Genomic DNA, 5,908 nt, shown 5'->3' with positions numbered 1-5,908 from the left:
TGGCTCAGATGGATGTTTTAGGGGTTCGGCTGAGGGCATCGAAGGTCGCAGAGGCAGACTCGGTCGAGATGAAGGGCCTTGGGTATCGGTTGTGCTCGGCGATGTAGCGATTGATGGCGACCTGAAGGTCGACGACACCGGTAGAGGTATCCCGCTGCAGGCGGCGACGGGCCAGCGTGGCAAAGAAGCCCTCGACAGCGTTGAGCTAAGAGGCTGACGTTGGCTTGAAGTGGAAGGTCCGCCGTCGGTGGCGAGCGAGCCAGGCGCGAACCTTTGGGGACCGTAGCTGCCTTAGTTGTAAAGCACCACGTTGATCACCTTACCTGCTGGGACTGCTGCCTTGATGGCTTTGAGGAAACGGATGAACTCGCTGTGGCGATGACGCGGCAGGCAACGGTCGAGCGCGGTGCCATCGAGGACGTTGAGGGCGGCAAACAAGGTCATCGTGCCGTGGCGGGTATAGTCGTGGGTCTGAGCAGTTGGGGTGCCTGAACCGAGGGGCTGGTCGGGGCGGGTGCGCTCCCGGGCCTGGATCTGGCTCCCTTCATCCTAAGCTTGTCGAAGGATCGTCGATGGACAGCACCACGGCGCGGGCGGGCTGATCCATATAAAGACCCACAACCTCCTCGACCTTCCTGGAAAAGGCCGGATCGTGCGAGCGCTTGAAGGTGCGGATCCGATGCGGTCGTAGGCGATGCTCCTGCCAGATCCGTTGCTCGCAGCGCAGAGAAATCCCAATCTGCTTGGCGACGGCACGTTCGGTTCAGTGCGTGACCTCGTCCGGCGGCTTCGAACAGGTCAGCGAAAGCACCTCCGCAACCGTCCGGATGGAATGCGGTGGGGTACTATATGTGCGGGTCATGTCGCGTAGCAGGCCTTTGACTCCCTCTTCGGCAAAGCGCTGCTGCCAGCGCCAGACCGTGGGTCGGCTGACATCGGCCCGCCGAGCCACCTCTTGCACATTCACGCACTCAGCTAAGGGAAGGACGATCCGCGCCCGCAGAATGAGCTCGAAGGGCAGAGATCAATCGCCAACGATCGCGGCAAGCGCATGTCATGATTCATCTAGCAGTCATTGACGAGGTCTTAAACCTTATTTTATGTGAAGGGCCACGGCAGATATATTCAAGCACCGCTATATCTTAACTATTTCTATTTTTAAGAGATGGATCGTTAAAAGGCGTGAGTCGCCTCAAATCCATACAACTTATCGCTTGATTCATGATAATTTCTTTTATAGATTGTGTCAGAAAGTTTTTCGAGCGACTGGACTTTTTATGCTATAAAAAGTAGATCTTACCCTTCAACCCTAATAGTTGCTCTAAATGAGGTGTTATGTGAACAAGTCGGGCGATCTCGAGACTGTAAGTTTAGCTGAAATTATTAATGAGTTAAAAGGTTACCGTCGATTTTTGTTACTAAATGCTATTTTTTGGCTCGGACTCGCGTCTCTCTATATTGCAAGGACTCCTAACGAGTATTCCGCAACTGCGTCGGTTGTTTTAACGCCTACCCGGATAGCGAGCTCAAGTCAGGGATCAACGCTAGGAAGTGTTATTGTTCAATTGGATAATTCTCAGGCAGAGAGTCAAATCCAAGTACTAAAATCTGAGAGAAATCTCCAATCAGTATTTGAACAGTATAAGGAAGAGATAAATCCCGCAGAGGCTATTGAGAAGAAGTCAGAGCCTTCCGGAATATTTCTTAATTTACTGCGGCAAAAGGCGGAAACAAAGGAAAAATCCATCGATCGTAACGCTCAACTTTTTCAGCAGTTTTCGGATAAAGTAAGCGTTCGCAGAGTGGGTGCTTCATACGTTCTAGAATTGTCATATCGTGCATCTTCGCCAGAGCTCGCAGCGAAGGTTGCGAACTCAATTGTTCTTCAATATTTATTAAGCCAGATCGAACTGAAAGCTGCCGCGACCGAGAAGGGAGGGGAATTTCTTCAAACCAGAATCTTGGATATTCAAAAACAACGTACAACAGTTAAAGAAGGGATAAGAGCTGGGACTATACCAGCTGCAATATTTCCTGATGCCGACGCACAAATAATCGGTGCCGCTACGATCCCCACAAGAAAATCGTGGCCACTAACTGGGCTAACTTTGATGTTTTCATTGGCCTTGAGTAGCTCATTAGGACTGTTTGCGATAGCCGTTAAAAATTCACTGTATCCAACTATCAAATCTGCCAGTTCAATGAAAAGGCATTTAGGCCTGTTGTGTTTGACTTATATAAACAGGAAAGATATTGGTTTGAGAAATTGGCGCAGCTTGAGGCTCAAAGAGCTTTCAACTTCTGCACCTTCTTCTGAAATAAACCGCCGATGGATCGCAGCGATCGCGAATGTCAAACAGATCGTACTTAGCAAGAATAAAAGAATGAATGGTAAAATAATTTGCGTTTTACCTATGAATAAGGGTCTAGAGCACGCCGCAATCTCGTTCATGTTAGCTCGAATGATAGCCGCCAGCGGAAAGAATGTTTTATTGGTAGACTGCGATCACGAAGAGGCGTCATTGACCGGGGTGATTGCTCCTGAAGCTGTTACTGGCTTGTATGATTTGAGTGGCACATCCCATCTTGAAAATCAGTCCGCACTCAAGCTTGTAACTGATCGATTGAAGTTCTTGCCCTCAAGAGCATTTAAGGCCGAATTTAATAGAGATGTCGATATTTCATCAGAACTTTATAGTGCAATCATCGGTAGTGTAAAAGATATTGATATCACTATAGCTTGTCTTCCTAAATATAACACGATTGCAGGTCTTACAGTCGCAGCTCCATTTATTGAGGATGTGATAGTCATTTTTGATGCAGGTATAACTCCGATGCATCAAGCTCGAGACTATATTACATTATTGTCTTCCTACAACTGCAAATTTTTGGGAGGAGTATTAATAAACTGATCTCTTCCCCAAAGTGTATTTGTAGGAGTCCTAACATTACTTTGGCAGTTTGATTTCAGGGTGGCAGATTGAGAATGGCGTCACAGTGCGGGCATCGCCGCGGTGGTGGCTGACTGAGGTGATCCAGGATAGCTTGGCGGATCGCCGGCATCGAGGGCTGGGGCGGCGGGCAGGCGATTCTTTTATTCCGCACCGCCGCGGCGAGGCGCCGGGATTGCAGGAAGGCATAGGCCATCATAGTCAACAGCGCGTGCCGATGCAGCCCGGTCCAGGATCGGCCCTCGAAGTGGTCGAGGCTGAGTTCCTCCTTCATCTGCTGGTGCGCCTGATCGCAGATCCAGCGCGCCTTGATCGTTGCGGCCAGCTGCTTGAGCGTTGCCTCGGCCGGCAGGTTCGAGAGGTGGTATTTACGCTTGCCCGAGCCTCGCTCCTCGCGCACCAGCCAGACCTCGTCGCCGGGCAGATGCTGATTGCCTTGTCCGCCGATCCGCTGGGTCGGGCCATCGGCCATCCGCACGCGCAGCGCGCAGAAGCGAGCCCGCAGCCGGCCTTTGGTGCCGCGCCGCCAGGTCACCAATCGGCCGCTCATGTTTGCCAGGATCGTCGCCGCCGCGATCGAGACCTGATCCGGCACATGACGCTTGCACGGCCGCCCCCGCCCCGCGACGGGGAAGATCATCGTCACGTCGGCTGGGTAGACCTTGTTGCGTCCTGAGATCCCGACAGCCCAACTCGGGCCACGCGCGCTCAGGGCTTGCCGGAACGGGGCGGACCCATATCCCACATCGGCCAGCACGCAGCCGAAGCGCACCCCAGCCTCCCGAACCCGGTCGATCTCCGCAACCGCGATCTCCAGCTTGGTGCGGGTCGCGCGCAGGCCCGCAGGTACGCCGGCCGATACCATCCGATCCGGGTCGTTCGTCCAGGTCTCGGGTAGGAATAGCGCCAGACCGACCGCTACGGGAACCTCGCCGCGCGCCAGCATGAGCGACACCAGTGTCTGGCAGTTGGCAGTCTTGCCGTAATTACCCAGGCCCGTAGTGGCGGGGTTTAAGCGCCAACGGTCGTAAGGATTGTGCGGAAGGGGCTACTGCCTGTGAGGCAGGCAGTATCGACGACGGTGCGGATGTCGGCCTCGCCCTCGGCTGCCCACATCGCGCGGTATCCGTTGGTCATCTTGCGCTGGATGACGGACGGGCGCAGCAGTCGCTCGCTGTCATTGTTGGTCGGCTCGACGGCGCCGGGGTAGGCGAGGAACACCAGCAGCGGATCGCGAGCCCGTCCGATCTTGGCCTGGAGGGCTCGGGTCAGGTCGCAGCGGCTCGGCGTGGCGAGGATGGCTTCGAGCTGTCGATCCAGGCTCCGGCGCTTGGCGGCGAGCGTCGAGGCAGCCAGATCGGAGATGCGCTCAGCCTGAGCGAACACGGATTGGAGCCAGAGCTGTAGACGCCTGGGGACTGGATCGTCGCTGGTCTCGACGACATAGGCTACGTCGCTGGCGAGATGGGCCAGGCAGGTCTGGTGTTTGGCGGCATGTCCCTGCTGGCCGGTGTAGCGATCCGAGATCCAGACCGCGGGCCTATGTCCGTCAATCATCTCTCGCACCACGATGGCGCCCCGCGTCGGCGAGGCCGAATGCACCACCGCGTCGGCCGAGTGGAAGACTCACTGGAAGGCATTGCTGCCCTCGATTCGGACGCCGGTCTCGTCCGACGCGACGACAGTGGCCCGGCGCAGAGCCGACACGGCGACCTCGCGACCGGGACGGAAGTGGCCCTGCGCACGGCGGAGCAGGTTCATCAGCCCGCCCTGGCTGAGCGTCAGACCGAACAGGTCCGACAAGGCCGCCTGGAGCCGTTCGTAAGACAGCGCCTGAAACGTCTTGAGATAGGTCGCCACCGCATGCAGCCGCGGGCCGAACGGGGTGCCACGCGCTGCCTCCGGAACCGGCGCGACCACGCGCGCCCCGCAGGTCGGGCACTGCACGGCCAGGCGTCGATGCTGGGTGACGACCGGCATCACCGCCGGCAGCTCGATCCGCTCGGAGACGCTGACGACCTCGGCGGAAAGATCCTCGTGCAGGGCGCCACCGCAGCACGCGCAGAGGTCGGGACGATGCTCGACGACCGCGTTGGGATCCTCGCTCATCACTCGGCTGTGGCCCTCGTGCCCGGGCTTGGCCTGCTCGCGGCGCTCCTTACGGTCGGTCGACGGTGGCTTCGAGGACGTGCGCGAGGTCTTGTCCGGACGCTGCAGCCGCAGCACCAACTCGATCAGCTCCTCGCGGCACAACCGCTCAAGATCGCTGCGCCTCATCCCACGATGGAATCAGCGAAGTCCAAACTCTGCAACAGGGGAACGCCCGCACGATGCGAGCCGCAGTCGCCCGATACCCCCTGGGTAATTACGTCTTGCCCAGCGTCGTGGCGTATTGCGGTGCGACCCCAACCGAGCGGTTGCCCTTCTTCGGCAGAGCGGCCTCATCCTGAGCTTGTCGAAGGATCGTCGATGACCAGGATCGCATCCGCACCACAGACGAGGCGATCGGCCTCGCCAAGAAGAGCCCGCTGAAGTGGAGCCTCATCCCAGATCCCGGCGGCGATGAAGTGGTGCAGCCGATCATAGGGCACACCCTCGGCCCGCGCCGCCATCGGCTGGACGCTCTTGCGGTCACCCAAGCCGATCAGACCGCTCACGTAGAGCGGGCACATAGCCCAACGCGCCGGATGCGACAGTCCCGCAACGAACGGCTGCCGCCACCGGTCCAGATCCTCACGCCATCCGCCAGCACCTGACATCGCGAGCACCCACGCTCATGGCCGTGGCAGGCGAATACGCAAAAACCTCCGGCGTTCCCTTAGAGCCGTGTCCGGCTGGGTTGAATCGTTGGGGGTAGCGGGCAGTCTGCGGATCTGATTCGATGATGGGCTTTCCGAGGAGGTCGGGATGCCGTCAGCGCTATCGATGGATCTGCGAGAACGCGTGATCGCGGCGAT

1 protein-coding gene and 4 pseudogenes are annotated in these 5,908 nt (G+C 57.4%); 1 reads left to right on the top strand and 4 read right to left on the bottom strand.

The window, feature by feature from the left end; all coding sequences use genetic code 11:
- Positions 1-4: 4 nt before the first annotated feature.
- Positions 5-1,021, bottom strand: a pseudogene (locus tag MKK65_RS06920) (IS630 family transposase).
- Positions 1,022-1,337: 316 nt separating this feature from the next.
- Here MKK65_RS06920 and MKK65_RS06915 point away from each other — a divergent pair.
- Positions 1,338-2,912: a Wzz/FepE/Etk N-terminal domain-containing protein gene (locus MKK65_RS06915; protein WP_243956502.1), complete on the top strand. Its 1,575-nt coding sequence runs from the start codon at positions 1,338-1,340 to the stop codon at positions 2,910-2,912.
- 80 nt (positions 2,913-2,992) lie between these two features.
- Here MKK65_RS06915 and MKK65_RS06910 read toward each other — a convergent pair.
- The 3 pseudogenes from MKK65_RS06910 to MKK65_RS06900 all read right to left on the bottom strand — a co-directional run.
- A pseudogene (locus tag MKK65_RS06910) lies at positions 2,993-3,933 on the bottom strand (IS701 family transposase); the annotation flags it as partial.
- Between the two features lie 29 nt (positions 3,934-3,962).
- Positions 3,963-5,228 (bottom strand): annotated as a pseudogene (gene tnpC, locus MKK65_RS06905) (IS66 family transposase).
- Between the two features lie 91 nt (positions 5,229-5,319).
- Positions 5,320-5,710: pseudogene (locus tag MKK65_RS06900) on the bottom strand (transposase); the annotation flags it as partial.
- Positions 5,711-5,908: the final 198 nt, after the last annotated feature.

Origin of the sequence: Methylobacterium sp. J-001 (genome assembly GCF_022829565.1) — a bacterium.
In the GTDB taxonomy this organism is placed as follows: Bacteria; Pseudomonadota; Alphaproteobacteria; order Rhizobiales; family Beijerinckiaceae; genus Methylobacterium.
This window is presented reverse-complemented; position numbering and strand designations above follow the sequence as displayed.